At 33.8% G+C, this 24718-nt stretch carries 20 protein-coding genes; 8 read left to right on the top strand and 12 right to left on the bottom strand.

The window, feature by feature from the left end; genetic code table 11:
* The first annotated feature begins 6 nt into the window (after nucleotides 1-6).
* Both AC07XU_RS18125 and AC07XU_RS18120 read left to right on the top strand, forming a co-directional pair.
* The gene (locus AC07XU_RS18125; RefSeq protein ID WP_494945048.1) at nucleotides 7-639 is read left to right on the top strand and encodes an NAD(P)H-dependent oxidoreductase; all 633 of its coding nucleotides are present in this window, start codon (nucleotides 7-9) and stop codon (nucleotides 637-639) included.
* A 158-nt stretch (nucleotides 640-797) separates the two neighbouring features.
* Nucleotides 798-3524, top strand: a complete 2727-nt coding sequence (locus AC07XU_RS18120; protein ID WP_494945047.1) for a carboxypeptidase regulatory-like domain-containing protein — start codon at nucleotides 798-800, stop codon at nucleotides 3522-3524.
* A 147-nt stretch (nucleotides 3525-3671) separates the two neighbouring features.
* On the opposite strand, the gene AC07XU_RS18115 is transcribed toward AC07XU_RS18120, so the two are convergent.
* The 9 genes from AC07XU_RS18115 to AC07XU_RS18075 form a co-directional block, all read right to left on the bottom strand.
* Nucleotides 3672-5084: a TolC family protein gene (locus tag AC07XU_RS18115; RefSeq protein ID WP_494945046.1), complete on the bottom strand. Its 1413-nt coding sequence runs from the start codon at nucleotides 5082-5084 to the stop codon at nucleotides 3672-3674.
* A complete protein-coding gene (locus tag AC07XU_RS18110) occupies nucleotides 5068-6384 on the bottom strand; it encodes an HlyD family secretion protein (protein ID WP_494945045.1) in 1317 nt (438 codons plus the stop codon). The genes AC07XU_RS18115 and AC07XU_RS18110 overlap by 17 nt, the downstream gene beginning before the upstream one ends.
* 11 nt (nucleotides 6385-6395) lie before the next feature.
* A complete protein-coding gene (locus AC07XU_RS18105) occupies nucleotides 6396-8063 on the bottom strand; it encodes a peptidase domain-containing ABC transporter (RefSeq protein ID WP_494945044.1) in 1668 nt (555 codons plus the stop codon).
* 8 nt (nucleotides 8064-8071) lie between these two features.
* Nucleotides 8072-8746, bottom strand: coding sequence for a TetR/AcrR family transcriptional regulator (locus AC07XU_RS18100; RefSeq protein WP_494945043.1), 675 nt, complete (start codon nucleotides 8744-8746; stop codon nucleotides 8072-8074).
* Between the two features lie 171 nt (nucleotides 8747-8917).
* Complete coding sequence (locus AC07XU_RS18095; protein ID WP_494945042.1) at nucleotides 8918-9286, bottom strand: hypothetical protein; 369 nt, start codon at nucleotides 9284-9286, stop codon at nucleotides 8918-8920.
* Between the two features lie 112 nt (nucleotides 9287-9398).
* On the bottom strand, nucleotides 9399-11849 hold the full coding sequence (locus AC07XU_RS18090) for an outer membrane beta-barrel protein (protein ID WP_494945041.1): 2451 nt from the start codon (nucleotides 11847-11849) through the stop codon (nucleotides 9399-9401).
* A 57-nt stretch (nucleotides 11850-11906) separates the two neighbouring features.
* Complete coding sequence (locus AC07XU_RS18085) at nucleotides 11907-13409, bottom strand: S41 family peptidase (RefSeq protein WP_494945040.1); 1503 nt, start codon at nucleotides 13407-13409, stop codon at nucleotides 11907-11909.
* Between the two features lie 175 nt (nucleotides 13410-13584).
* Nucleotides 13585-15198 (bottom strand): PspC domain-containing protein, encoded by a 1614-nt coding sequence (locus AC07XU_RS18080; RefSeq protein ID WP_494945039.1) that lies wholly within the window; start codon nucleotides 15196-15198, stop codon nucleotides 13585-13587.
* A gap of 11 nt (nucleotides 15199-15209) precedes the next feature.
* Entirely contained in the window at nucleotides 15210-15563 is a 354-nt protein-coding gene (locus tag AC07XU_RS18075) for a PadR family transcriptional regulator (RefSeq protein WP_494945038.1), read from the bottom strand.
* A 405-nt stretch (nucleotides 15564-15968) separates the two neighbouring features.
* Between AC07XU_RS18075 and proB the strand changes: the two genes are divergently transcribed.
* From proB to AC07XU_RS18060, 3 genes are all read left to right on the top strand, one after another.
* A complete protein-coding gene (gene proB / locus AC07XU_RS18070) occupies nucleotides 15969-17045 on the top strand; it encodes a glutamate 5-kinase (RefSeq protein ID WP_494945037.1) in 1077 nt (358 codons plus the stop codon).
* A 95-nt stretch (nucleotides 17046-17140) separates the two neighbouring features.
* Complete coding sequence (locus AC07XU_RS18065) at nucleotides 17141-18391, top strand: glutamate-5-semialdehyde dehydrogenase (RefSeq protein WP_494945036.1); 1251 nt, start codon at nucleotides 17141-17143, stop codon at nucleotides 18389-18391.
* A 117-nt stretch (nucleotides 18392-18508) separates the two neighbouring features.
* A complete protein-coding gene (locus AC07XU_RS18060) occupies nucleotides 18509-19963 on the top strand; it encodes an amino acid permease (RefSeq protein WP_494945035.1) in 1455 nt (484 codons plus the stop codon).
* On the opposite strand, the gene AC07XU_RS18055 is transcribed toward AC07XU_RS18060, so the two are convergent.
* Together AC07XU_RS18055 and AC07XU_RS18050 are read right to left on the bottom strand one after the other, a co-directional pair.
* Nucleotides 19960-20685: a hypothetical protein gene (locus AC07XU_RS18055; protein WP_494945034.1), complete on the bottom strand. Its 726-nt coding sequence runs from the start codon at nucleotides 20683-20685 to the stop codon at nucleotides 19960-19962. The genes AC07XU_RS18060 and AC07XU_RS18055 overlap by 4 nt on opposite strands.
* A 5-nt stretch (nucleotides 20686-20690) precedes the next feature.
* A complete protein-coding gene (locus AC07XU_RS18050) occupies nucleotides 20691-21350 on the bottom strand; it encodes a SanA/YdcF family protein (protein WP_494945033.1) in 660 nt (219 codons plus the stop codon).
* A 276-nt stretch (nucleotides 21351-21626) separates the two neighbouring features.
* On the opposite strand from AC07XU_RS18050, the gene AC07XU_RS18045 reads away from it, so the two are divergent.
* Nucleotides 21627-21782, top strand: coding sequence for a hypothetical protein (locus AC07XU_RS18045; protein WP_494945032.1), 156 nt, complete (start codon nucleotides 21627-21629; stop codon nucleotides 21780-21782).
* Here AC07XU_RS18045 and AC07XU_RS18040 read toward each other — a convergent pair whose 3' ends face one another.
* The gene (locus AC07XU_RS18040; protein ID WP_494945031.1) at nucleotides 21783-22925 is read right to left on the bottom strand and encodes a putative sensor domain DACNV-containing protein; all 1143 of its coding nucleotides are present in this window, start codon (nucleotides 22923-22925) and stop codon (nucleotides 21783-21785) included. It abuts the gene before it with no gap.
* A gap of 503 nt (nucleotides 22926-23428) precedes the next feature.
* Between AC07XU_RS18040 and AC07XU_RS18035 the strand changes: the two genes are divergently transcribed.
* Together AC07XU_RS18035 and AC07XU_RS18030 are read left to right on the top strand one after the other, a co-directional pair.
* Nucleotides 23429-24145: a pirin family protein gene (locus tag AC07XU_RS18035; RefSeq protein WP_494945030.1), complete on the top strand. Its 717-nt coding sequence runs from the start codon at nucleotides 23429-23431 to the stop codon at nucleotides 24143-24145.
* Nucleotides 24146-24236: 91 nt separating this feature from the next.
* A complete protein-coding gene (locus AC07XU_RS18030) occupies nucleotides 24237-24542 on the top strand; it encodes a response regulator (protein WP_494945029.1) in 306 nt (101 codons plus the stop codon).
* The last annotated feature ends 176 nt before the right edge of the window (nucleotides 24543-24718 follow it).

The raw sequence follows: 24718 nt of genomic DNA, 5'->3' as shown, positions 1-24718 counted from the left end.
ACAACAATGAGCTTAATAGAATCTTTAAATTGGCGTTATGCCACAAAAAAAATGAACGGTGATGCTGTTCCGCAAGATAAAGTAGATCAAATTATAGAAGCTACACGTTTAGCGCCAACATCATCTGGTTTACAACCATTCAGATTAATTGTGATTACCAATCAAGAATTAAAAGAAAAATTAGTACCCGCTTCATACAACCAAGCACAAATTGCAGACAGCTCACATTTATTGGTTTTTGCAGCTTGGGATAATTATACTGAACAACGCATTAACGATGTTTTTGCATTTATGCACAAAGAACGTGGTACTCCGCCAGAATCTACCGCAGAATATCAAAAAACCGTTGTAAATATGTATACACCTCGCCCGGCGGAGGTTAATTTTAATCATGCTGCACGACAAGCTTATATTGGTTTAGGTATGGCCATTGCTGCTGCTGCCGAACTAAAAGTAGATGCTACACCAATGGAAGGTTTTGATGCTGCTAAATATGATGAGGTTTTGGGCTTAGCAGAAAAAGGCTTAAAAAGTGTTGCCATTTTACCTTTAGGCTATAGAGATGAAGCTGGAGATTGGTTAGTTAACTTGAAAAAAGTACGTACACCGCTTTCAGACTTTGTAATTGATTTTAAGTAAAAGCGATAAACAATTTATTAACGGATGATTTTGTGAAATTTCATCCGTTTTTTTTTGAAATTACAATTGTAAAAATATGTTAAAGATTGGTTACAATGCTTATCCATCAATCAATAATCAATATATTAGCAAATATCCAATAAGCTTAATTCAACTTGATGAGACTGACGAGAATTCTTTTTACTATCATATCCCTTATTTATATCGCCCAATTTAATGCTTTTGCACAAGATGCAGATAGCTTAGCACTGGGCAAAATCATCTCCAAAACAAAAAAACTTTCAGATGAACAACCTGTAGAAAAGGTTTACTTACATTTTGATAAACCTTATTATGCAGTTGCCGATACCATGTGGTTTAAAGCTTATGTTACTATAGAGCAAAACATCCCCACGCCATTAAGTAAAATTGTATATGTTGATGTTTACACTGCTACAGATTCACTAGTACAAACATTAAAATTACCGCTTAAAAATAGTGTTGCATATGGCCATATTCCGCTAAACATGCAAAATTACAAACAAGGCAATTATTATGTTAGAGCTTACACCTTGTGGATGCTAAACTTTAGCGATTCTTATTTTTTCAGTAAATCTATCGTTTTGGGTGAAGCGATAGATAAACAGCTAATTACAAATATCACCGTAAACAATGAGCAAACGGATAAGGGTATAAAAACTACCGCCAAAATTCAATTTAGAGATTTATCTAAAAAACTTTTAGCCAATAAAACAGTAAACTGGAGAGTATTATCTAGTTATGATGAATTTACCAGAGGCAGAGGTACAACTGATCAAAATGGTGTTTTAACTATAACTTTTAGCAGCAAACCAGGAGCACCTATAACCAAAGGTGATATCCTTACAGATATAAATATTGCCGATAAAGAGATAGCTTCTGCATCTTTTAAATTAAAACAAACGCTCAACGATATTGATTTTCAATTCTTTCCGGAGGGTGGAGAGTTAATTTCTGGCATTCCTAATCAGGTTGCGTTTAAGGCGCTTAAAACATCGGGTTTAGGTATTGATGCCAAAGGATCTATTATTGACGATCAGAATAATGAAATTACAACTTTTACAACAGCTAACGCAGGAATGGGTTCATTTTTTTTAACCCCTGAAGCGGGCAAAACTTACAAAGCGAAAGTAAGCTTTAAAGATGGCAGTAGTAAAGTTGTTAATTTACCTGCCGCAGCTGCTACAGGTATTACACTACAAGTTGTTAATTCTACTGATGAATTTATCAACCTAAAAGTATTGGCAAATACACCTTTTTACGAAGCCAATAAAGACAAAACTTTTTTTATTGTTGGGTTAAATACAAATGTTGTTTACTATGCTGCAAAAGCTAGCCTTAAAAATCAAATCATCATAACTAAAATTCCAAAAAAGAATTTCCCATCGGGCATAGCCCAAATTACTTTATTTAACGCCAACAGCGAGCCAGTTAGCGAACGCTTAGCATTTGTTTTACATAAAGATGCCATGGCTTTAACTGTAAAAACCGATTTGCCAACTTACAAACCTCGACAAAAAGTTAAAATGTCTGTTGATGCAAAAAGTAATGGATTGCCAATAGTTGGTGATTTTTCTGTTTCCGTTATTGATGAACAGAAAGTACCTAATGATGAAAATACAGAAACTACAATTTTAAGTTCACTTTTACTAACTTCAGATTTAAGAGGTTACATAGAAAAGCCCAATTACTATTTCAATAAAACAGATGAAAAGAAAATAAGCGATTTAGATAAATTGATGCTTACACAAGGCTATCGCAGGTTTTCTTTTAAAGAAATTTTACAAGATAAATATCCTACGGTAACCTATTTACCCGAACAAGGAATTAGCATTTCGGGAACTTTGAGAGACAGAACAGGTATGCCAATTAAAAAAGGATCAATGAGGATGATGGTTACTGGCAAACCAATTTCTGCCCAATTGCTAACTACAAATATGGGCGTATTTAATTTCCAGAATTTAAGTTTTCCAGATTCATCTCAGGTTGTAATTAGTGCTAAATACAATCCAAATGCGGCTAATTTAATGATTATGTTAGATGGAACACCATCGCCAGCGGCAGCCAAAAATGTTTATGCCGCAGATGAAGTTACCAATATAGATACTGCTTTATCATCATATTTAAATAACAGTCAAAAACAATATCGCTACTTACGAACCTTAAAAACAGTTACAATTCAGGGAGCGGCAATTAAAAAACCTAGTCATGCAGATCATCCTGCCTTATCAGGATTAAGTCCAATGCCTGATCATTTATTATCATCAGATAGATTTAGTGCCGGCTGTAATTTTCTTTTAGAATGTTTAAAAACGCAAGCCACAGGTTTAACTTTTGATGTTGAGAACTTTTATATTACCAGAGATTTTAATCAAGGCAACAAAACTCCAGTACAGGTATTTATTAATGGCACTCCTGTTGATGCAAGAGATATTAACAATGTAAGTGCTGCTGAATTAGAATCTGTTGAAATATTTTTAAGAGATGAATTAGGAACTGTTGATAGAGCATACGGCACTAAAGGAGTTTTGGTAATAAACACTAAAAAAGCCCCTGTTGGACAAAAAATCAGTAAACAAGAATTAATGGACATGATTCCGAAAACTAACGTGATTACTTATTCTCCTATGGGTTACAGTAAAGAGCGTGATTTTTATTCGCCAAAGTATTTGCCAAATGCAGCTATTACAAGTAATGATTTACGAACCACCATTTACTGGAATCCGAAAGTAATGACCGATGAAAAAGGCGCATCAGTTTTTGAGTTTTTTAACGCTGATGGACGCGGTTCTTACAAAGCAATTGTAGAAGGATTTGATAAAAATGGCAATATAGGAAGAGCAGTTTATCGATATACAGTTAAGTAATCGTTTTTTGTAAAGCAAAGCTGATGAATGAATTAAGTTAGTAGTTTAATTAAATTTTAATTCCAATCTTTTAGGCATAATTATCATTAACAGTTCGGTTATAACAAATTTAAAACGACGAATAAATAGCTGATATGCAAATATATCTTAATTATTTGTGGTGAAATTTGCTCTTAACCATTTCAACTGATTGTATCCTTCTAGAAATTTCAATCTTAACTCCAAAAGCTTTTCTTGTACTTCTATAACTTTATTTTCTCGAGTATTAATCAGAAACAAAGAACTTTCACCATTCGCATATTTAACCTCTTCTGCTTTTAGCAAACGCTCATAATTAGCAGCGTTTTGTGTAGCTAAATTTATTTGCTGGTTATAATTAATCACAACGTTTTTGTAGGTATTAATTTTTGCATTAATCTCCTGTCGCTTGTAGTCGGTATCTAACTCGTTTTGCTGTATTTTAAATTTCGCAATGCGATAATCGGCTCTTGACTGACGTAAAAATATTGGTATTTCTAACTTTAAGCCATATTGATAGTTATTCTGAAACAAGGGAAAAAAATCAGTTCTATAGTTTTCTTTATTAAAAAAATTATAGGTAAAATCTACTTTAGGCAATAAACTTTGAAACTTTAATCTTCGCTCGCTTTCTAAAATATTTTGTTTCTGAAAATAGTAAATCAACGAAGCATGATTGCCTAGTGTTTCACTATTAATATCGTTAATTAACGCTAAATAGCTATTATACGCAACATTGTTGATTAGCGTTTCTGATGGAACTATCAAACGTTCTACATCATAAGCTTGCTGATTTTCTGTCCATAAAAATAGTGATAATTCTTGCGTTGCCTTTACAAACTCTAAATAGGCATCTTTTTGTTCTAACTCAAAACTTTGTAATTGAGTTAGTGCTTCCGTTGTGTCAATGGCTGCTCGTTCTCCGTAATCATAGGTTTTCTTTATAAAATTTAACCGATCCTGATTGATCCGGACTGCTCTACTTTGCAATTGAAAAACCTCAAAAGTTTTTACCCAATCCCAGTAAGCGTTTTCTGCGGCTAACATTAAATCGTTAGTAAGCACCAGCTGTTCTGCTTCCGTCATTTGTAAACCAAACTTTGCCTGATCTAATAATGCCCTACGTTTATCGTATAGTAAATTTTTTGCCAGCGGTAGCGTTATTCCGAATTGATAAAGCCCACCTCGAGTATCACTATTATTTAATTTTTGCCCATCAATGTAATTATAACTGCCATTTAATTCTATACCATACCAAGTTGGGATCCCTAAGCCCACATTTGTTTCACGATAGTATTCAATTCCATCTATGGTTTTTGTGCCATTTTTGCCAGCCAAAGTTGGATCGAAATTACCTCTTGCGCTTTGTACTTCTGCTTTAGCAATTTGATTTTGTAAGCGGTAACGAAAGGCTAATGGATGGTAATTTTTAACTATCGAAAGAAACTCTTGGTGCGAAAGCTTTAAAGTATCCTGTCCGTTAGCAAACTGTACGCAAATTAACAATATGAATAATATGCCTAAACTATTTCGCTTTCTCATCACCACTTGCAGATTTATCGGTTTTAACTGTATAATAATCTGGGGGAAAACCGTTTATATTTCGCCATAACTCGTACCAAATTGGCACGTCATTTAAAATAGCAATACCTTGTACACCAGCTCCCATTTTTATTTGTGGCGGCCAAGGTTTCTCACCTTTTTCTTCGATTACCAAAGCTTTAAATAAACCGTTTAAACTAATGTTACTTTCAATAGCCACAACTCTACCGGTAAAAGTACCATAACTTGTATTTGGCCAACCAGAAAAAACAATTGCTGGGAAACCATCAAAAATACACATCACTTTTTGCCCTTGTTTTAGCAATGGTAAGTCAACAGGTTTCACATAAATTTCTACAGCATAATCAACTTTTTTGGGTACAATTGTGCCAATACTTTCTGTTTCTTTTAAAATCTCGCCAATACCAGCTTTATTTAGCTGCACAACTTGTCCATCTTGCGAAGCTAAAACAAAGTATAAACCTTGTCTGGCTTTATAATTTGCCATTTGATTTTCGAGTTTCGCAATTTCTCCTTCACTACCTTCTATTTGGCCTAAACTCTGAAACCTTTCACCTTCAGTTTTACTTACTTTTTCGGTATACTCTTGTATGGCAGCACTTTGTTCTATATTAACTGTAGCAATTTCTTGTCTTGTTTGCGCCAACTTATTTTCGATGGCCGTTTTTTTAGCCATAGAATTTTGAAACGAGACGCTTCTTTGTTGAAACTGAGTTAGGGAAACTAAACCATCATCGTACATTTTTTTCTGACGATTATATTGATCTTCGCTTAATTTAAGTTCATTATTCGCTGCAACAAGTTCTGCTTCCTCACCAATCAATTTATTGTTTAGCTGGCTAACCTTAATTTTCAGCTGACTAAGTTTGAGTTCTCTTGATGCATTTAAGGCAGTTAACTGACTGTTGGTGGTGCCAATTTTTGCCTGATAGTAATCTCTAACTCCAACTTTGGCTGCTACTTGTTGCTGTGTTCTTTCAACTAACTTTGGGTCTAAGTAATCTTCTTTAACTTCTGCAAGCTGTAATAAAGTATCGCCTTTTTTAACGTTATCACCATTTTTAACGTGCCATTTAATAATGCGACCAGGAATTGGCGAATTAAGCTGTTGCGGACGTTGATCTTGGTAAAGCGTGCTTACATTACCTCTTACCTTGATATTCTGTGTCCATGGTAAAAAGAGCACAACTAAACTTGAGCCTAAAAAAAAGAAAAACCATCTTTTAACTCTTGAGTCTCTGTGTATATGATAGATATGATCTACTGATTTAAGTTTCATTTTTTGAGCTGTTAAATATTGGTGATTGAACCATTTTGCAATTGCAATTTCTGATCTGCAATAAACATTAATTCTGGAGCCTCAGACACAACAATTATTGTTGTTTGCTTTTTTAATTCTTGCAAATGTTCTATCATTTTAAATCTAAATTCTTCATTCATTCCATCCAACGGATCTTCTAAAAGCAACAAGCGATTGTTACCTAGCAAAGCACGCAACAATAATATTTTCTTTTTAGAACTGAAAGAAATCTCGGTATCTGTTTCGCTGAGTTGAGTATTAAAACCATCAGTAAATTGACTTGATAAATTCTCGATCCCAATTACCTCAGATAATTCAAGAATGTCTTCAGTATTGATATTTTTTCTTCCTAAAATAATATTATCCTGTAAAGAACCTTTGATGATGTGCATGTCATCCATATAAAGTCCAATTTTATCACGCAAGGATATTTTATCTAAATTTTTAAGCGGAATTTTATCAAAAAGTACAGTACCACCAGACGGCTCATAAAAACCGGCCATCATATTTAAAAGTAGTGATTTACCTGCCCCCAAAGCACCAGAAACAACCGTTAAAGAATTTGGTTTGATGATGAAATTGATATCCGAAAGTATTGATTTATTATCATTAAATGCAAAAGCAACCTCTTTAAATTCAATGTCCATTCCTCCGTTCTTGTGCTCTAAAACTATATTTTCATTGTGTTCTTCTGTTAATTCAGTTACCTTATTTAATTTAACTAGCGATGCAACAACATCATAATAGCTCTCTAAACTTTTAATCAGTTTTTCTACAGCAGTCATAATGGTTAATACCACAATTTCTGTTGCAATAAATGCACCAATATTTAGTTTTTGAGTTACCAATAAATAAGTTCCAATAGCTAGCATAATCAGTGTAATTACTACCTTAAAACCAATTATTGTTTTGTATTGCAAAATTAGCACTTGAAAATGTGATGTACGATGATTAAGATAGCTCATAACACGTTCATCCGTACCTGCAAGATGCATTTCTGTTTTAGAGTTTATTTTAAATGTTTTAATTGCACTTGCAATATCCTCTAACCATGAGGCTACTTCGTACTTTTTTGTACTTTCTTCAACGCTAGATTGGATCCCTGAATCCATGGTAAACATGAAAATAACAATCACTATGATGATTACAATTGCCCCGAAAACTAAAAACCAAGGATGATAGAATGACAACAATAAAATTCCGAACAAGATTTGAATTAGTGCAGTAGGTATTTCTAGCAAGATTTTTGAAATTCCTTTTTGGAGGTTTTGTGTATCAAAAAATCTATTTACCATTTCGGGCAAATAATACTTTTTATTGGCCGATAAATCTACTTTTGGTAATTTCTCTGCAAAAGCGATTGCAAATTCTACAAAAATTTTCTGCTGAATTTTTTCAATAATCTGCATTACTTTAACCCTAAAAAACCCGGTTAAAAAAGTACCTAAAACAACAAAGCCGATTAATAAATATAAAGAAGTAACCATAGTTGCCCCCATTACAAAACTTACTATAGCTTGTATGCCCAAAGGTATACTGAGTTGTACCAAACCACTTAAAATAGCATAAACATAAATTGCGGTTACATCTTTCTTTTCTTTAGTGATGTATTTAAATAATGCCTTGCTACTTTTTGTGTAATCTTGTTCTTTTGCCATGGTTATAATTATCTGATTACTGAAAAAGCTAATAAATTTAAATAATCCAAAACATATTTTTTATGAGTGGTTCTCAAATTATTATCTGTTAATTTAGGTAAATGTTCACTAAAAAACTGCTGATCATGCGCAGTTTCTAGCAAGGTACTTGCCAAAGAATTGGGATAGGAAAAATCTGGCTTAATCTCTAGAATAATTTGCCCAATAAATTTACATAAACTTTTTAGCGGCGTAAAAACTAATTCCTGGTTAATTTCATCAACTTCTTTTACCAAATAAGCTTTGCTACTTTCTGCTATCACAATATTCTGAAGCTTATCCAAATCGTAATCAAGAATTTGAGAATTGCTATTATAGTTGTGAGTGATAATCTCCAAAATCATTTTTAGCTTCTGATCTGAGTTAATCATCTCTTGCAAGCGCATTTTTGCTACAAATTCTAAATAACTCCAATACCAATTTAAAATGTAGGTAAGCAATTTATGTTTAGATGAAAAGTACCTGTAAATTGTGGTTTCGGTTGAATCGATTTTTTGAGCCAATTTTTTAAATGTAAATTGCTCAAAACCTACTTGGTAAATTAATTCTATTCCATTTTTTATAATAAGCTTTCCTATCTCAGAGTTTTCTGGATCTCTAAGATAAAGATGTTCATTAAGCTTAAATTTTAGCAACACTTGCATCAGTTATATTTTGATGCGAAGTTATAATACTTTTACAAAATGATGCAAAGCAATTATTAAAGATAGTAATACTATTACAATTGTTTTACAATTACATTATAACCGTATTAAAATAAAAAAGTTCGAAAACCCTGATGATTATCGAACTTCAAATGATATAGCAGATTAGATTTATTTTAGTTCTTTCTTTATTCCTATGCATAAATCTGTCAATCTTTTAAAATTTACTTCAGAATTATCTCTCTTTGTAAACTTTATTTTAGTGTAGCCAGGTTGCATTTCATAATGAAAATTAGAGCCATCTTTCAAAATTACATCCCCAATTTGCTCAATATCAGCATTATTAAAAATTTTATTACCCTTAAGTTTAGTTTTTAAATACGAAACCACTTTATCGGTTTTCTGTTTTGGATATTTTGCTGTGAAGCTATAACCATTTTCATCATTTACGACTACTATTGATTGGTGGCTCGCTCCCATTTCGCAGCCAAAAGTTGCTGTTAAAATTACTATGGCAATTGATAAGAATATTTTTTTCATGTTACATTTTTTTTAGTATTGAAATTTGTTAAGCAAGAATTAGCATATAACCTAATCAAAAACAACTAATTTTAAAAACAGATTATCGCCATGCTATACCTAACAATGTTTACTAGTTACCTCCTGCTCTTCCTTTAATATCATCTGTTGCAGTATTTCTATATCTAGTAGATTTTACATTTTGATTGCCAAAATTATAATTAACACTAAAAGCCGCTCTCCTACTTAAATAATGGTTAACAACATTCAAATTCACGTTTTGATATTGTAATCTACCTTCCCAATGGTTCGTTAGAAAAATATCGTCCATACCAATTCTTATCTTTAACTTTTTGTTCATTAAGCTTTTTTGAATATTGGCATTTACAGCATACTGCGTAATGGTAGTTTCCTCAACACCTTGTAATCTTGGCGAATTTAACCAAATGCCTACCTCAATAGTATAGTTCTTAGGTAGAGTTATAGAGTGGTTATGATTAAAATTGTAAGCTACTTTACTTGCCCTATATTTCGCCCCCTCAAGATTTCCATCATCAAATTTGGATAAAAACACACTTACATTATTTTGTATTTTCCAAAATTTAGCCACATTAAGTGGGAAATATAAACTGGCAGAATAGTTTTGTGCCCTACCTAAATTTTTACGAATTACATTTACAATTCTCGTTACTTCATCTTGCTGACTTATTTGCGTTATCATATCTTTTGTATCAGAGTAACTTAAAGAAATGGAAGCATCTTTGTGACTATAATTCAGCTCGAAATTATAAGTGAACTGAGGTTTTAAATGTGGATTTCCCTCATCCAATGCATAAGGATCCATATAAAATACAAATGGATTTAATTGTTGGTAATTTGGTCTGTCTACTCTTCTACTAAATGACGAACTAATGTTATTATTTTCATCTAATTTCCTATTCACAAATAAGGTCGGAAAAAGCGAAAGGTAATTTCTATCTACCTCATTATTACTTGTTACCGAGTTGCCATTAGAACTGGTGTACTCTGCCCTTATACCAGCCTGTATTTGCCATTTCTGCCAATCTTTAGCAAAATTAGTGTAAGCCGCATTAATATTTTCTTTGTAAATAAACTGATTAGATTTACCCGCATCATTTTGCCAATTTCCTGATATTAATTCCTCGGAGATTAAGTTGTTATGCGTAACTACATAGCTACTTTTTAATCCTGTTTCTACTTTTATGGTTTTATTTACCACCCAAGTAAAATCGGTTTTTGCAGCAATTACATTTATTTTAGCATCTGTAAAGTTTCTTAAATTTGTGGTTCTCGTTAGCGACCCCATATCATTTAAATATCTTGCATTAAAGGTGTCATCCTTTTCATTACTAAAACCAGAATAATCTGCATCGAAAGTTAAATTTGTACCTTCTTTACTAATGTCATGTTTAATGTTAAAATTTGCGGTTAAATTACCTACTGGAGAATCTGAAAATGCTAACTGATTAACTGCATTATTTGTTTGTACATTATTTTGAGTTTCTAAAATAGATGTCTCACTCACATTATTTAATCTCGATTTGATACTGTTGGCATCAATCATTACACCAAAAACGGTTTTTTCTGAAGCATAGTAATCCGCTCCAATTTTGCCCATGTAGGCAATACCTTTATTATTTCTTACAAAATTTTGGTTAAAAGCACTTCCTAAGTCTGCTGTAGCTGTAGTACGCAATACATTGGTTGTATTGTGCGCAACTTTTCTATTAAAAGCTGCTGTTCCGTATACATTCCATTTATTTACTCTGTTGTTAAGTGTTAAACTTAAGCCAACTCTGTATAAATCTGTGGGAAAATTTGGCATAATCCCTTCGCCAGTATTTAACGCTATATTTCCATTAGTACCATAATTTTTGTTGCGCTTTAACTTAATATTTATAATTCCAGATGCACCAGCAGCATCATATTTTGATGATGGATTAGTAATTAATTCTATTGTTGCAATTTGATCGCTACTCATGTTACTAAGCAAGGTAGTTACATCTGCACCCGATAAAAAGTTGGTTTTTCCATCAATCATTACGGTAATCCCTGCTTTGTTATTCAACTTAATCTGGTCGTTTTGCCTATCTATAGTAACACCAGGAGCTTTCTCTAAAAGTTCTAAAGCACTATTTCCAGCAGCACTTATGCTATTTTCTACATTTAAAATTGTTCTATCGGCTTTTCGCTCTACATAAGGTTTTTTAATTGTGATAGCAACCTCCTTTAATTGTTCAGTTAAGCTTTCTAGCCTAATGTTGGGCAAAGTGAAATCATCAGCTATGCTAAATTTTGCAGATTTATAATTTTTATAGCCCACCATGTTTATAGCCAAAGCATAGTTTCCAGTTCTAATTTGATCGAAGAAGAAATTTCCATCTAAGTCTGCCTGTACAGCTTTAATTACTGTACTATCAGGCAAACTCAAAATTTTAATAAGGGAAAAAGGAACTGGCTCAGCTTTTTCATCAGTTATCTTACCCGTAATTTTCACCGTTTTTTGGGCAAAGGCTGTCCCCCATGCCAGAAGGCACATTAAAATTAGTACAATATTTTTCATGATTTTATGGGTTAATGTTGTTCAATTTCTTCTGTTTGAAAAACTGAGAAAATGTGTTTAATTATTTTTTTCTAATATCAGACTTCTTAATTTTTCAAGTTGTGTGTCAGCTTTCCAGAGAATTTGATTTATTTCCCTGTTAATTTTTATATTCGGCTCTGTGCCAAACCCATCTAGAATTTTCCCATCTTTTTGGAAAGAAACCATCGTACTTAATTTTATTCTCAGTTTAGAATTTGGCAGCTCAAATCGCTCACTATTCCCACTTGAACCATCAGTTTTGGTGCCTACTATTTTTATATTTGGGATACCTTTAAAAACTGAAACAAGAACTGATGCAGCGCTAAAAGTTTTTTCGTTTGCCAAGATATAAATGGGCTTGTTATAATAAAAAGAGCCATTTGACAGCTTTTTACCATTAAATAATCCAAAATAATATTCGCTATATTTTTTTTCATCTAAATTGTAATGAGGCTCAAAAGATTTTAAAAACTTATTTACGGCTTTTTGTTCATCTATATTTAATTCTGGAAATGAAAATAGATTTCTACTATGTAAACTCTCTTCAAATTCTTGCGGCAAAGGAATGGGAGCTCTTTGTTTTGTTGCATTTACAACATAAACCGAATCGGGATGAATAAAATACTTTGCCAATTCATAAATTAAATCGCGGGTTCCTCCTCCATTGCCTCTTACATCTACAATTAGTGCTTTGCTATTATTACGGATTGATTTCATAAAAGAATTAAGCTTCTCAAAAAGATTTGGCGCATCTTCTTTGCTCAGCATAACGGGAATTTTAATATATGCAACCTCATCTTTTATATCAAAAAGTTGATTTATAACTTCAGGCTTATTGTAGTCTCCATTTTTGACCAAAAAATATTCTCTTTCAAATTTTTCGTCCCAATAAGTAGACCTTTTTGCTCTCCCAACTGGAGATACTACTAAAACCGTATCTTTTTGAAATGAAGAGTCAGAAATGGTTAATTCGATTTCCTTGGGTAAGGATTTATTTAAGACCTTATAATTTTTTTGAATATCTCTAAGTTCTCTAACAGCTTTAGTAAAGTAAGCGTCATAAGGAGCTTTCAAATCAGCTGGATTTATTTGTTTAAAGAAATCATCAATTGCAACTCCATTTACTTTTTTGAGATAAGGGAAGTTTTTGTTTAATATTTCAAAACCATTACCAACACTTCCATTTAGCACAACAACCTTATTGTTTTCTGGAGCATAAATGAATGGAACAAACAGGGTATCAATCAATCTATATCCACTTACTGAAGCATGTCTATCTCCAATTTCACCTATAGTTTTTGTAAGAAATAAACCTAAATCCTCAAAATTTGTAGTGTCTTTTAATACTTTCAGATAATTGTCAAAGTCTTTATTGTAATCATACCCATTTAAATAAACATAGGAAGAGTTGTCATTTAACACTTGCTTTAAAAAGTTTAAATCATTTTGAACTTGATTCTTAGCTAGCCCGTTAACCTGAGCTTTAGCAATCATTACCAATAGACAGAAAAGTATTGAGATAAGAAATTTAATTTTCATAATGATTTTTGTGAATTTTTTATAATTATTTTCAGACAATAGAATTCCCTCCGTGTAAAAAAACACGTCAAAATAAGTACACTATTTTTTATGGGTTAATTTGTCATTCTGAGCAAAGCGAAGAATCTCTTTATTCACAAATGAGATTCCTCGTTCCTCAGAATGACAAAAATCTTTATGGCTTAATTTCTTCTTTTAGTTTATCCAATTCTGCTTTACATTTTAAGCCATCTTCTGTCATAACCCATTCTCTGTAATTGGCAATGGTAACATTATAATCATCGCAAAAGAAATTGCTAAAGTACAAGTATTCATAAAGGTCAGTTTTGGCTTTAATTCTAGTTCCTATCGGCACCTTTAGCGTTACTGTTACTTCTTGGTTTCGCCATATACTCTCTTCCTTTAATTCTAACCTAGGATTTAAAATCAATACCGAATCTGCTTGTTTGTATTTGTATTTTATATTTTGAGCATTACGCAAAGCGATAGCAAAGGTTTTACCCTGCGATTCGTAATTTTGGGTAATAGTAGTTTTATCGTTTTCACTTTTTTCTATAACAAATCTTACGTTTCTTGGCACCCTAAAAGGATGATTTTCCTCATCATCGTAAACTACCCTGCCATCCAAATTATCATTCATAATTTCTAATGCAGTACTATCAGCTTTGCTAAAAGCAACACTTTTGTCTACATCTATTAGATAAGTTTGGTAAGGTTTTAATTCTTCAGTTTTAACCAACTCTGCATGTTCTTTAAACTCAGAAGTAATTTTAGCCGTGTAATAAACGCTATAACCAACACCAATTAACCAAACTACAAGCAAAGCAAATGAAAGTGATTTGTTGATTGCCTTTTTATTAAAAGCTACGCGAATAGCAAACAAAACCAAAGCTAAAACCGGAATAAACATGGTAACAAAGGCCGATATAACAATACCGTTTCTAAATTCTTCGTTAATAACAGAAAGCGGCCAAGCCTCAAAGGTATTTGCATCTAAAAACCCTAAAAATGCAGCCAACCATATAATTAAACATATTAAAGTTGCAAAGCCACCAAATATAAATGCCGCAGCAATAATCTTTAAAATTAATTTACTAGTTGTGCCTAACAATCTGCCAGTTGCCTTTACAATCTCAGTTATAAAATTACCCGAACGTTTAGATATCGGCTCAAATTGTTCGCCTGCATGTTTCATTTTTTGTTTAAACGCAGCAAGCTCATCCTCAAAATTTTTCTGGTAGCCGTAAAGGTTTGTTGCTTCACCTTTCATTTCCATTTTTTCAGATCTGGTAATTGCTCTTGGCATGGTAATCCATAAAATAACGTAAGCTAAAAAGCCAGCACCACCTAAAAAAATGGTTAAAAAAGCAGCTAATCTTACCCAACGGGCTTCAATATTTAAGTAATGACCTAAACCTGCGCAAACACCAGCAATTACACCATCATCAGTATCACGATACAATTTTTTTGCACCTAAATAACTTGGCTGTTGCACAAATGGATCTGTATCTTCCACTTCTTCATCACCTATAAAATCTTTTACACTGCCCATTTGCGCAATTACACTTTGCACATCTGTAATTTCTATAACCTGTCTTTTGCCAGCTTCTAATAGCTCAGCAAACATTTCTGCAATTCTATTTTCTATGTCAGTTACAATCTCAAAATCATCAGCATTTTTGGTAAAATATTGTTTAATCTCGTTTAAGTAAGCGGTTAATATTTCGTAGGCATCCTCCTCAATGTGTATAATTGTGTTGCCAATATTGATTATTATTGTCTTCTTCATTTTTGCTAAAATTAGTTTTGTGGGTCTGATTGTTTTGGTGCGCCGTTTTGAGACGTAGTAATGGCATAAGCCAACTCTTGCCAAGTATGGTCTAATTGTTTTAAAATCTGTTTGCCGTCTTCGGTAAGCACATAATATTTACGTGGCGGCCCCGAAGTAGATTCTACCCAATTGTAACCCAATAAGCCATTATTTTTTAAACGGGTAAGTAAAGGATACAAAGTTCCTTCTACCACCAGCAATTTTGCCTGTTTCAATTCTGCGATAATATCTGAAGCGTAGATCTCTCCACGAGATATAATTAAAAGCACACAATATTCTAGTATGCCTTTTCGCATTTGTGTTTGCGTATTTTCTGCTATCATAATACAAAGATATATGTTTCATATAGTATTATGCAATACATAGTACTATATTTATTTTAAATTTTATTGTAACTAATTGATTATTAGATTTATAAAATTTTTAATTTTTTTACTTTGAAAACGATTGGTAGTGTTTTATGGGAAAAACAGGCCCCGCTTTTGTTACAAGCTCCGAAGAAAATCGGAGGCTTTCCACGTCAATCGGGTTTATTTTGCAAAGGCTTGTGTACCCAATAGCGTGAGGGATAGCAACGGAAAGCCCACAGCGGAGTTGCAAACGAAGCGAGGACTTGGAGTGAATAGCCCGACCCTTGCGCAGCTTGGGGCACGCCCAAAACCCTTTTCACAAATCAAAACGCTTCAATTGTTTATGTTTTTGTTACATTAGTGTTTTTAAGCAAACAAATGAGTTTATCCTATAAAAAAATAGTTGTTAAAGTTGGTTCTAACGTAATTACACAAGCCAACGGATTACCAGATGAAAATCGAATTAAGCATTTAGCGGATCAATTGGCAGCCATAAAGGCTAATGGATTGGAAGTTATTTTGGTTTCATCTGGTGCTGTGGCATCTGGCCGAAGCTTAATTAAGGTTACCGAAAAGCAAGATGCGGTAACAACTAGACAACTTTTAGCGGCAATTGGGCAGGTAAAACTAATCAATACTTATGCTAATTTTTTTGAAAAGCATAGCATCAAATGCGCTCAAGTTTTGGTTACTAAAGAAGATTTTAGAGATCGGGCGCATTATTTAAACATGAAAAACTGTTTACAAATTTTGTTGCAAAATGAAGTGATCCCTGTGGTAAATGAGAATGATGTGGTGTCGGTTACCGAGTTAATGTTTACCGACAATGATGAATTGGCAGGTTTAATTGCATCGATGTTAAATGCTGATGCGCTACTTATTTTATCTAATGTAAATGGAATTTATAATGGCGATCCAAAACTAGAAAGCTCAGAAATTATTGAGGAAATAAATGGTTCTACTGTAAATTTGGCTTCATTTATAAGTACAGGCAAATCGCAATTTGGTAGAGGTGGCATGATTACTAAAACTACCATGGCGCAAAAAGTAGCCAAGCTGGGCATTACTGTTCACATCGCCAACGGCACAAAAAATAATGTTTTAACCGACCTACTTGAGGGTAAATTAATTCATACCAAATTTGTGCCCGAGAAAATTAAATCGGGCAAGAAAAAGTGGATAGCACACTCTGAAACAACGGCAAAAGGAATTGTTCAGTTAAATAACGGGGCAAAGGCTGTTTTAACTTCAGGTAAAGCAACTAGCCTTTTACCTATCGGGATAATTGATATTAAATCTGATTTTTTAAAAGGTGATATTATTAAAATTGTTGACGAGGAAAATAACTTAATTGGTTTAGGAATTGCAGAATACAGCTCAGATAAAGCCAAAGAAAGAATTGGACAAAAGAAACAAAAAGCATTGGTACATTACGATTATTTGTATTTAAGCTGAAAAACTAAAGCACAATAAGCTTAAGAACTACACTAAATCTTGATACTTGATACTGAAATCTTGATACTCGATCCTCAAATCTTGATACTAAAAAAATGATTTACACTACATATTTCGAAAAAGCACAACAGGCTAGCAGAACTTTAACAAGTTTAGCTAAAGAAAAAATCAATACAGTTTTATTAGAATTGGCAACACAATTGGTAAGCAAAGCTGATGAAATCATATCTGCTAATGCTAAAGATTTAGCCAAAATGCCAATTGATGATCCGAAATATGATCGATTAAAATTGACATCAGAGCGCATACAAGCCATAGCTGCAGATTTGGTTAATGTAGCTCATTTACGCAATCCCTTGGGTGAAATATTGGCTGAAAATATACTTGCAAACAAACTAAACATTAAAAAAGTTAGGGTGCCACTTGGCGTAGTTGGTGTAATTTACGAAGCACGACCGAATGTTACTGTAGATGTATTTTCACTCTGTTTTAAAACTGGAAATGTAGCCGTTTTAAAAGGTGGCAGCGATGCAGAGTTTTCTAATATCGCTTTGGCCAAAATCATTCATCAAGTATTAGAAAAAAATCAAATAATAGCAGATGTTTTAACTTTATTACCTGCCGAAAGGGCGGCAACAGAAGCCTTACTAAATGCAGCAGGCTTTGTAGATGTTTTAATTCCGAGGGGAAGTCAATCTTTAATCAACTTTGTTAGAGCAAACAGCAAAATACCAGTTATTGAAACAGGAGCTGGCATTGTACACACTTATTTTGATGAAAGTGGCGATCTGCAAAAAGGAAAAGCAATTATTTTAAATGCAAAAACTAGAAGAGTGAGCGTTTGCAATGCTTTAGATTGTGTATTAATTCATCAAACAAGAATAGCAGATTTACCAGAACTTTTATCGCCTTTGGCCGAAAAAGAAGTAGAGCTTTTTGCAGATGAAAAAAGTTTTGCAATTTTAAAAGATACTTATCCTTCAATTTTACTAAATAAAGCCTTACCTGAGCATTTTGGGACGGAATTTTTATCGTTAAAAATGGCAGTTAAAATTGTTAAAAGTTTAGATGAGGCACTTGATCATATTGCCAATTTTAGCTCTAAACATAGCGAGGCAATCATTTCTGAAAATGAAGATCATATAGCGCAGTTTTTGAATAAAGTAGATGCAGCAGCTGTTTACGCAAATACCTCTACAGCTTTTACTGACGGCGCACAATTTGGTTTGGGTGCAGAAATAGGCATAAGTACGCAAAAACTACATGCTCGTGGACCTATGGGTTTGGCAGAATTGACCAGCTATAAATGGATCGTACAAGGAGATGGACAAACCAGAAACAACTAAAAGCAAAATAAAATACCGTATCAGCAAAATTTAATTCATCATTTCAAAATAATGTTTTAAGACTACTATTTTAGTAGCCTTAATTTTTATACCTTTGCGCCTTCAAAAACAAAGCGCATGATTAAAAAATCGATAGCCTTAATTAAACAAGAAGTTGCAGATCATGCTGGGCTTTCTCTTAAAAGAACATTAGGCCCATTTCAATTGGTTTTAATTGGAGTTGGTTTAACCTTGGGAGCTGGTTTATTTTCAATCACTGGTTTAGCAGCTGCAAATTATGCTGGACCCGCAGTAACCATTTCTTTTATTATTGCCGCCGTAGGTTGTGGTTTTGCTGCTTTATGTTATGCAGAATTTGCCTCGATGATACCAGTTGCTGGTAGTGCTTACACCTATGCTTACGCCACTATGGGCGAATGGTTCGCATGGATTATTGGCTGGGATTTGGTTTTAGAATATTCTGTTGGCTGTGCAACAGTAGCGATAAGTTGGTCGCAATATTTAACCAAATTTTTAGGCTCTTACGGTATCCATTTGCCGCCACAATTAACTTTATCGCCTTTCGAAACGGCAACACTTGCAGATGGAACTATGGTAAATGGTTGGATCAACATCCCTGGAGCTTTAGTGGTAATTTTAATGACGTTAGTTGTAATTAGAGGTACCAAAGGCTCTGCAATTGTAAATGCAATTATTGTGTTTTTAAAAGTTGGGGTTGTTGTAGTTTTTATCGCATTGGGTTGGCAATACATTGATCCGGCAAATTATAAACCTTACATACCAACAAATACAGGCCAGTTTGGCGAGTTTGGATGGAGCGGAGTTTTGCGAGCTGCAGGTTTAGTATTCTTCGTGTTTATTGGTTTTGATGCAGTTGCTGCATCAGCTCAGGAAACTAAAAACCCAAAACGAGATTTACCTATCGGGATAATTGGATCTTTAGTAGTTTGTACCGTTTTATTTGGTTTGTTTGGCCATGTAATGACAGGTTTAGCAAGCTACAAAGATTTTGCTGATAGCGGCGCCCCCGTTGCTATCGCTATTGAAAAAACACCTTTTGCATGGTTAAGTCAAGCCATTATTTTGGCCATTTTAATTGGCTATACCTCAGTAATTTTAATCGATTTAATGGCACAATCTAGAATGTTTTATGCCATCAGTAAAGATGGTTTATTACCAAAAGTGTTTTCAGATTTACATCCAAAATTTAAAACTCCTTATAAATCTAACGTTTTACTTTGTCTTTTCATTGCCCTGTTTGCGGCTTTTGTACCAATTAAAGTGGTTGGCGAAATGACTAGTATTGGTACCTTATTGGCATTTTTAATGGTTTGTGCCGGAATTTTAATTTTACGAAAAACAGATCCTAATGCAGAGCGACCATTTAAAGTTCCATTGGTACCTCTTATTCCTATTTTAGGTATTTTGGTTTGTTTAGCAATGATGCTTTTTATGCCGTGGGAAACCTGGTTACGTTTATTTGTTTGGCTAGCAATTGGTATTGCGATCTACTATTTTTACGGCAAAAAGAATAGTGTATTGAGGAAAATGCTTGAAGAGCCAAAAGATTAATATTTGAATAAATCGACCGAAACTTCGGTAATTGTGTTAAGCTCTAAGAGCTTATGTGGTTTAATTGTTTTCCAAGTAGTTTTCGGTTTACCACCATCTTTAAAAGCGTTTGTACCACTAGTGTAGTTCATTTTCATAGTAGAAAAGTTCAAAGTAGTAGAAGTTTGTTCACCAGAAGAGCGGTGCATACTAGATTTATTGTATCCTATCAATTCGAATTTTTGGTTTTGGTAACGAAAAATGTAATCGAAGTTGTAAATTTCCCAGGCACCGCAGCTGTAGAAGTTTTGAAAATGAATAGATAGCAATCCTTTAGCGATTTCTATGCTTCCTTTTTCGCCAAATGGATCTTCTAAACAAGGGCTTTCTTCGCTATTTTGAGTTGGAATAAAAGAAGTGTTTTTAGCAGCCAACTCGTACAAACCATTTGTCTTTTTAAATGCGACCAAAACATATCTGGCGTTAGTGTTTAAAGTATCGCCTCCTAATTTATTAGCATTGCTTATGAAGTTTTTACGATCTGTATTTTCTATTACCAAAGCAACATCTACTAAACCATCTTTATTTAAATCGCCTTTGGCATCGGCTATTAGTTTCCACCCCAAAGGTACAAATTCGCTAATTTTTGAAACTGTTTTTTTGATATGCATGTCATCCCTCTGTGCAAAACAAACTACAAATAAGTTGTTAAGCAGTAAAAAGAGTAAGAATTTTTTTATCATTTTATTCATTCTTTCGTGTAATTGCTAGCACCATTAATAGCTACCTGTTCACCTAAATATTTTGGCTTCCTATTCCTCATTATATCAAAAACAGATTTGGTGATAGATAGTTTCTCTCTAAATGCATAATATTTATAGCCTGGGTAAACACCTTTGTTTGCGCTGTAGCCATAAGATTTTACGCCTACCTGATTGCCTAGGTAAATACATCTATTTAAATGGTATTTTTGAGAAACTAAAATAGCAGTATCAACCTTAAAAATATGTTTGGCACGATACATAGTCGAATAGCTATCAAAACCTGCATAATCGATGTAAATTTTATTGGTATCAACACCGTTTTGGTAGCAGTATAATTTCATTACGGTGAGCTCATCGTGCTCGTCTCTACCATTATCTCCCGATAGTAGGATTTTATCAACTTTGTTGTTTTTATAAAGTTCGATACCAGCATCTAACCTATCTTTTAAATACCTACTAGGCTTATCTCCATTTATGCCAGCGCCAAAAATGATAGCCACTTTGGTTTTTGGCACATTAGTAATGTTGTTATAGATAGCAGCTTCTGTTTTAGCTTTTACATTGCTATTGGTTGCCCAAATAACTACAATAGTTATTAGGCATAAAATGATGGCAGCAAAAAATAGCTTTTTTATATTTTTCATTTTGGATTTTAATAACTTAAATGTTTTAATGGTTAAATATAAAATATATCACAAAAAATATTTCATTGACCAACTGTATAGTCCATTTTTAAATGTTCAGCATTTAAAACACTTATTAAATTTCAGCGTCAAACTTTTTAAATACAATTTGTGATTTTGATTATAACTACAACCTAAAGTTCTAAAAAACATAAGTTATTAACAATTTACCAAATAGTTAATCTATTGGCTTTGATTTTGTTAGAACCAGAGCATCTACCCTAAAAATATCTACCTATGATTATTAAGTTAAACACACCCTTCTATTTAGCTAGGCAAAAAGAAGAAAAAGTTACCAAACCATTAACCGTAAAAGAGAAAGTTAAAGCAGATCGTTGGTTTATGATGATTTTGCTGATTCTTACTATAATTGGCGCAGTTGTTTTTGTTTAATTACAACAATAAAGTATCAATTCTGTGCGCTTGCACCATGTTTAAAGTGGGCGACCAGCTAAATACCGTAAAATGTCCATCTTGTGATGCAACTAAAGCTTGTGCATTACGTTGATCATATACAAACTGTGCAGCCGATAAGTGTCTTGTTCCTCCAATTTTTGCCGGGTGCACAATAACCGCCTCACCACCAGCAATAGGTTCGGCATAAGAAAGTTCCTGAATATGTCCGCTGCTATTTGCCCTACCTGTTTTTACACCAAAAGCCAATAACTGATATTCATCAGAAATTACGGTTGCGCCATCAATAGCTGTTAAACCTGCAAGATGATCAACCTCCCTTTTTAATGCACTTTGCCAAAATATTTCGCTAGAGTCTGGATTATCTTTGTGCACCAAATCTGCCAATCCCATAAAAACTGGCTGCAAAGCGTAGCTTATTGGATGAATAATAGACTGTTTCCAATCATCACTACCATTCGGCACAACCAAAACAGAGCCGCCCCTACCATGTGCTCGCATAGAAACTGCCAATTGTATTAAAACATTTGCCGAATCATTCCAATATGAATGTGCCGTTAAATCTAACAGCGATAATAGTATCGATGGGCAATCTGCAGATTTTGCCGACTGTTCTGCCACAATTTTAATTTGATCGCCTTTTAAAACGGCAACGTTAGTGTACTTGCCAAAACCATAAATCCGACGGTGTTTAATTACCAGCAAACCTGGCTCAGAAACATCTACCACGAAACAATAATTTGGAATATTTAAAGTGGTACCCCAAATGTGTAATTTATAGCCGTCGTGCCATACACCAATGTGTATACCACCACGCTCAACACCTGGGGCCAACTTGGTTAAAACATTTGGGTTTAATGGTAAATTAGAATTAAAAACCAGTGGTTTACCAGCTTGTTCGGGTGGTAAAAAAGCGATAGAAATTTTTGGCGAATGCCCTTCTTCCTTGCGCAAACTTGCCCAAAAAGCAGCATCTAAAATTGCCTCAATAACTCTTGCAGGCGGTTGTGGTGCCAAATCTAGCTCGCCTTTTGCATTTGCCTCTGCCAAGTGGTTTGCAAAATGCGCTTCTATAGTTGGCGCTACAATTTTTGCAGCCTGATAAGTTGCTCTATTTACCATTTCACTAAGTTATTATTTTAACCAATTAAAAAAGTAGGCAAAAAGTAAAATATAATTTGTTGAGTTGGGAAGTTGATGAGTTGGGAAGTTGTAGCCTTATAAATTTCTATGATTTGAAAAGCAAATACAGCAATGCTTCGGTTATGGCAGTCCCGTTTTTCGCTTTACTCGCCTGCGTGCTGCGGCTCATGCTCGCTACAACCGGGTTTAAACAACTTAATTTTGTGAAACGTTTGAGGGGTTGTTATGAACCGCCCCTTCATTGTAAACCCGACAGCAACGTAAATACTTTTACCAAGACCCCTTTAGGGGATTTAGGGGTAAAAGATTGAAGTGTATGGCGGGATTTGAGCCGCCAAGAATTACTAACTTTCATTTTCAAATTCATAACAACATTCGGTCCTTCTGAATTACATGCTTCCGAACTACTCTTCACTTCTTATCCTACATCAATGCGCATCATTTTTTTGCGTCTTATATTTGTATCAATAAATAACAACGTTATGGCACAAACAGTAGTACACAAAGCCAACACTCGAGGAGTGGCAGATCATGGCTGGTTAAAAAGTTATCAGAGTTTCAGCTTCGCTGGATATTACAATCCGGAGCGCATAAATTTTGGTGCTTTAAGAGTATTAAACGATGATATTGTTACCGGTGGAATGGGTTTTGGTGAGCATCCGCATGATAATATGGAAATTATTTCGATACCCCTTGAAGGTAATTTGCAACATAAAGATAGCATGGGCAATACGGCAACTATTAAGGCTGGCGAAATACAGGTGATGAGTGCCGGAACAGGAATTTATCATTCTGAATATAATGCAGACCCAAAAAATCCGGCTAAATTTTTACAGATTTGGTTGTTTCCGAATAAAAGAAATGTAACGCCGCGTTACGATCAGATTTTGTTAAACGATACCGATAAAAGAGATGAATTTATTCAAATTTTATCGCCAAATGCAGATGATGCAGGTGTGTGGATTTACCAAGATGCTTGGTTTAATTTGGGTAAGTTTAATGAAAATACTGCAAAAACTTACACCCTAAATAAAAAAGAAGATGGCGTTTACATATTCGTTTTAAAAGGCGAAATTGAAGTGAATGGACAATTATTGGAAACTAGAGATGGATTTGGTATTTGGGAAACCGATAGCTTTGAAGTAAAAGCGGTTAGCGATGCTGAGTTTTTAATGATGGAAGTACCGATGGAATTTTAGATAAATTTTACCACAGATAAAAAAGATGAACACAGTTTTGATTTCAATGCTGTGTTCATTTGATTTATTAATCACACAAGCAAACAGTTTAATGCAGAAAATAGAAATTTTAATTGTTGGCACCAATAAGCCAATTATGGAAACCATTGCTCGCCTAATAAACAAGGAGGGAAAATGGGTTGCTACAATTGCTTATGATGTTAATGAAGCTTTGGCAATTTGCAAACAAAAGGATTTTAGTTTAGCCCTAATTTGCGCTGGATTAAGCAAAGACGAGGAACAAGAATTGAGCCTAGGCTTAAAGCAATTAAAAGCTGATTTGCCGATTGTTAAGCATTATGGAGGTGGCAGCGGTTTGCTGTATGCCGAAATTTATCAAGCAATAGGATTGAAGTAATATTTTAAACCACATAGGCACATAGTTGATTTTCTATGTGCCTATGTGGTTACTTATTAATCATCTAATTTGCAATTTGTTAAGCGTTACAGCAGCGGGTTGCTGTATGCCGAAATTTATCAAGCAATAGGATTGAAGTAATATTTTAAACCACATAGGCACATAGTTGATTTTCT

The sequence above is a fragment of the Pedobacter sp. GW456-11-11-14-TSB4 genome (assembly GCF_059424425.1).
Note: the sequence above shows the minus strand (reverse complement) of the source record. Positions and strands in the feature narration are given on the sequence as shown.